The sequence below is a fragment of the Arthrobacter sp. I3 genome, assembly GCF_000520575.1.
Classification (GTDB): Bacteria; Actinomycetota; Actinomycetes; order Actinomycetales; family Micrococcaceae; genus Arthrobacter; species Arthrobacter humicola_A.
The window spans coordinates 27,024-31,631 of sequence record NZ_KI914930.1; the positions used below are offsets into that span (position 1 = coordinate 27,024).

At 68.0% G+C, this 4,608-nt stretch carries 5 protein-coding genes; 4 read left to right on the top strand and 1 reads right to left on the bottom strand.

The annotated features are described in order from the left end of the window. The 4 genes from Y706_RS28235 to Y706_RS0113255 form a co-directional block, all read left to right on the top strand. Positions 1-701 (top strand): helicase-related protein (locus Y706_RS28235; protein WP_043436148.1); only part of this gene is annotated, 701 nt, incomplete at its 5' end. A gap of 77 nt (positions 702-778) precedes the next feature. Then, positions 779-1,489 carry a response regulator transcription factor gene (locus tag Y706_RS0113245; RefSeq protein ID WP_018775770.1) on the top strand — a complete coding sequence of 237 codons (711 nt, stop codon included), beginning with the start codon at positions 779-781 and terminating at the stop codon, positions 1,487-1,489. A 2-nt stretch (positions 1,490-1,491) separates the two neighbouring features. After that, positions 1,492-2,958, top strand: a complete 1,467-nt coding sequence (locus Y706_RS0113250) for a sensor histidine kinase (protein ID WP_028276950.1) — start codon at positions 1,492-1,494, stop codon at positions 2,956-2,958. 191 nt (positions 2,959-3,149) lie between these two features. Further along, entirely contained in the window at positions 3,150-3,437 is a 288-nt protein-coding gene (locus Y706_RS0113255) for a WXG100 family type VII secretion target (RefSeq protein WP_028276951.1), read from the top strand. Positions 3,438-3,450: 13 nt separating this feature from the next. Here Y706_RS0113255 and Y706_RS0113260 read toward each other — a convergent pair whose 3' ends face one another. Then, positions 3,451-4,503 (bottom strand): ribonuclease HI family protein, encoded by a 1,053-nt coding sequence (locus Y706_RS0113260; protein WP_028276952.1) that lies wholly within the window; start codon positions 4,501-4,503, stop codon positions 3,451-3,453. Positions 4,504-4,608 lie beyond the last annotated feature (105 nt).

Consider the following 4,608-nt stretch of genomic DNA (forward strand, 5'->3'; position numbering starts at 1 on the left):
GCCGCCGACGGCTCGGGCTGACCGCCACGTTGGTGCGGGAGGACGGCCGGGAGGGCGAGGTCTTCAGCCTGATCGGTCCGAAACGCTACGACGCGCCGTGGAAGGACATCGAGGCCCAGGGCTACATCGCCCCGGCCGATTGCGTGGAAGTCCGGGTGGACCTGCCCCGCGACGAGCGGGTGGCCTATGCCATGGCCGAGGACGCCGACAAATACCGGCTGTGTGCCACCTCCGAGACGAAGACCCGGGTGGTCGAAGAACTCGTCGCCGAACACGCCGGGGAACAGCTCCTGGTGATCGGGCAGTACATCGACCAGCTCGACGAGATCGGCGAGCGCCTGGGCGCGCCGGTGATCAAGGGCGACACGTCGGTGAAGGAGCGCCAGCGGCTGTTCGACGCGTTCCGCGCCGGCGAGGTGCAGACCCTGGTGGTGTCCAAGGTCGCCAATTTCTCCATCGACCTGCCCGAGGCGTCGGTCGCGATCCAGGTCTCCGGTTCATTCGGGTCCCGCCAGGAGGAGGCCCAGCGCCTGGGCCGGCTGCTGCGCCCGAAGAAGGACGGCCGCTCGGCCCGGTTCTATTCGCTCGTGGCCAGGGACACCCTGGACCAGGATTTCGCCGCGAAGCGGCAGCGGTTCCTCGCCGAGCAAGGGTACGCCTACCGGATCATGGACGCCAAGGACGTCGGCACCGCGGGCTAGGCGGGTGCCGGGATGCGGCCATGCAACACACAACCTCCATTCAGAAAACTCCCAGAGTCTGGGAGCATCATGGGAACATGAAGAAGAACGGTCCCGAAGCCAAGCTGCTTGTCGTCGATGACGAACCGAACATCCGCGAGCTGCTCTCCACGTCCCTGCGCTTCGCTGGTTTCGAAGTCGTCTCGGCCGGCAGCGGACGCGAGGCACTGGCTGCTGCTGAGTTGCACTCCCCCGACCTGGCGGTGCTGGACGTCATGCTGCCGGACATGGACGGCTTCACCGTTACCCGGCGCCTGCGCGCCGCCGGCAAGCACTTCCCCGTCCTGTTCCTCACGGCCAAGGACGACACCGAGGACAAAGTCACCGGCTTGACCGTGGGCGGGGATGATTACGTCACCAAACCGTTCAGCCTCGACGAGGTGGTGGCCCGCATCCGCGCCGTACTCCGGCGCACGCAACCCCAGGTCGACGACGACGCCGTGATCCGGGTCGATGACCTCCAGCTCGACGACGACGCCCACGAGGTCCGGCGCGGCGGGACAGTGATCGAGCTTTCGCCCACGGAATTCAAGCTCCTGCGCTACCTCATGCTCAATCCGAACCGGGTCCTGTCCAAAGCCCAGATCCTGGACCATGTATGGGAGTACGACTTCAACGGCGACGCCTCGATCGTGGAGTCCTACATCTCCTACCTGCGCCGCAAAGTGGATATCGATCCCGATGCCCCGGCACTGATCCAGACCAAGCGCGGCGTCGGCTACGTTCTGCGGACTGCCGAGAAGCGCTGACCTTGCTGTACCGCTGGAAATCGGCGTCGCTGCGCTCGCAGCTCGTGGCCATCATGATGGCGCTCATGCTGGTGGCCCTCACGGCTACCGGGGCGGGCACGCTGACGCTGCTGCACAGCTTCCTGCAGGGCCAGGTGGATGACAAGCTCCGGGCCGCCGTCGAATCCGCGCGCCAGCAGCAGTCCTTCAGCCAGCTGCAGGAGACCAACTCCACCGTTCCCACCGACTACTCGCTGATGCTCTTCAGCCCCGGTCTTCCGCCCTACACGTTCGGCGGCGACAAGGAATCCCACCCCGCGCTCAGCACTTTTTCCTCGGTCGAGGCCCGGGAACGCCAGCAGATGCCCTTCCAGGTCCGCGGATCCGAGGGCGGCAACTGGCGGGTCGTGGCCGTCAGCGTAGTGGACAACAACAACCGCGGCGCCGTCGTCGTGATCGGGCTGCCGCTGGACCCCGTGGATTCGGTGATGGAACACGCTGCCCTGGTGGTGGTGGGTGTGGGCCTGCTGACGCTCGTGCTGGCGTTCTTCATTGCCACCTGGACTGTTTCGCGGTCCTTCCGGCCGCTGGCCCGGGTGGAGAAGACTGCCGCCGCGATCGCCGCGGGAGACTTGTCCCAGCGTGTGGAGGTGGAGAACCCGGGCACGGAGGTGGGCCGGCTTGGGAGCTCGCTCAATGCCATGCTCGCGCACATTGAGACGGCCTTCGCCGCCAGGATGGCGTCCGAGGCGCGGATGCGGCGCTTCGCCGCCGACGCCTCGCACGAACTGAGAACCCCGCTGGTGACCATCCGCGGGTTCTCCGAGCTGTACCGGCACGGGGCATTGTCCACTCCTGAAGACGTGGCCACGGCGATGGGGCGGATCGAAAGCGAAGCCAAACGCATGGGAGCCATGGTCGAAGACCTGCTGCTGCTGGCCAGGATCGACGAACAGCGGCCGTTGCAGCAGAAACCCGCAGACCTGCTGCTGCTGGCCAACGACGCCGTGGTGGACACCCAGGCGAGCGACCGCAGCCGCACCATCACCCTCACCGGGATTGACGGCGCGGCCCCGGCCGCCGCCCCGGTGCTGGGCGACGAAGCCAAACTGCGCCAAGTGGTCAGCAACCTGGTCGGCAATGCCCTGCGCTACACGCCGGAGGGCACCCCTGTCGAAATTGGCGTCGGGGTCCGGACCGCACCGGACGGAACACGGCAGTCCGTGATCGAGGTCCGGGACCACGGACCGGGGGTTCCGGATGACGAGGCGGCCCGTATTTTCGAGCGTTTCTACCGGGCCGACACCTCACGGACCAGGGAGACCGGCGGCAGCGGACTGGGCCTGGCGATCGTGGCCGCCATCGTCGGCTCGCATTCCGGGTCCGTGCGGGTCGGGAAGACCGACGGCGGTGGTGCCACGCTGGTGGTCAGCATCCCGCTCCTGGACGAAGAGGCCACGGAACGGTCCACAGCGGACTTATCCACATAGGGGCCGACGCCGGTGTCCGGCCGGCGCGCCGCCCGCCTACGCTCGAGGTGTCCGGAAGATCCGGATGAGGCAGCCGCTCCCCCGCCAGCTCTCACCGAAAATGTCAGCGCAATACGCCACCGCTGACCCGCTGACGGTCACCGTGCTCCGCCGGGCCGCGGCCGCCTCCCGAGCGTTCGAGAGGCCTTTCCATGAGCATCATCTCCGTCGATACGGAACTCCTCCAGCTGAAGTCCGCCAACGTGCAGGCCACGGTGGAGAGGATCAGCGCGGACGTCCACGCCATGAAACGGGGGCTGGACGAGCTCCAGGGCAGCTGGCGGGGCTCCGCGGCGACTAATTTCCAAACCCTCGTGGCCGAGTGGACGCTGACCCAGGGCAGGGTCGAGGCGTCCCTGGCGTCCATCAACCTCGCGCTGAACTCCGCTGCCGCCACCTATGCGCAGGCGGAACAGGGCAATGCGCAGCGCTTCACGTGAGCCGCACGCGCCCTCAGGCCTCGGGTGTGCCCTGGTGGAAGCGGAGGCGCCATTGCGCGCCTTCAAGGACCCACAGGGAGCTGCGCAGGGCCGATCCCTCACGGGTGTGGCTGCGGTAGGTCAGGAGGATGGTCTTCTCACCCAGCCGGTCCGCGCCCAACAATTCCAGCTCCACGGCTCCGCCCGGGTTGTCCTCGAGTGACATCATCATGGCGTCGCGGGTCCAGATCCGGCCGGAGCTGCCGATTTCGGTGAAATCCGGGTGGAGCAGCACGCCCGTGCGGCCCAGGTCCGCCCGGGTTTCGGGGCGGAGCAGTTCGCGTTCGAGGGACTCGACGACGGCTTCGGCGCTGGCCTCCGCCCGGTCTACGGCACGTTCTTCTTCGAGTTCGCTGAAGAGGTCCGGTTCGTCGTAGGTCCCCGGCACGCCAAAGAGTTCCTGCTGGCCGGCTGGCGCCGGGGCTGCATGCGGCCGGGCCGCGGGGGCGGCAGCCGCAGGGGTGGCGGCGGGCTGGGCGTCGGGCTGCAGGGCGGCGGGCTGCATCTTGTCCTGCTGCATCTTGTCCTGCGGTGTCTTGCCCGCTGGCGGTTCGCCCTCCGGGGTGCCGAACCCGGGACCCTGCCGGACGGCCACGCCTTGCTGGTACGCCGTGGCCGCTGCCCGGGCGCGGACGTCCGCCGCCTCGTTGAGCTCGTGCCCCGCGTGGCCCCGCACCCACTCGAAGGTGTAGTTGCGGCCCACGAGCGCCTGGTCGATGTCCTTGAGGAGGTCCACGTTCAGCACCGGCTTGCCGTCGGCTTTGCGCCAGCCCTTGCGTTTCCAGCCGGGCATCCACTTGGTCACGGCGTTGATGACGTACTGGCTGTCGCAGAGGATCAGCAGGTCTTCCCGGGGCATGTGCGCCGTTGCCCGGAACAGGTCCAGCACCGCCATTAGTTCGCCCTGGTTGTTCGTGCCGTGGGGCCATCCGCCGGCCCGCCAGCAGTCGTCATTCACGTACCAGGCCCAGCCGGCCGGGCCGGGATTTCCTAAGGCCGAACCGTCGGCCGCTGCTGTAATCGTCACTGACCTATCCTGCCAGAACCCGCCGACGCCCACCGACGCTCCCTTGGACGGGGACCGCGCTTAACCGGCGACGGCGTCCACGTTTGTGCCCAGGCGGGCACGGGT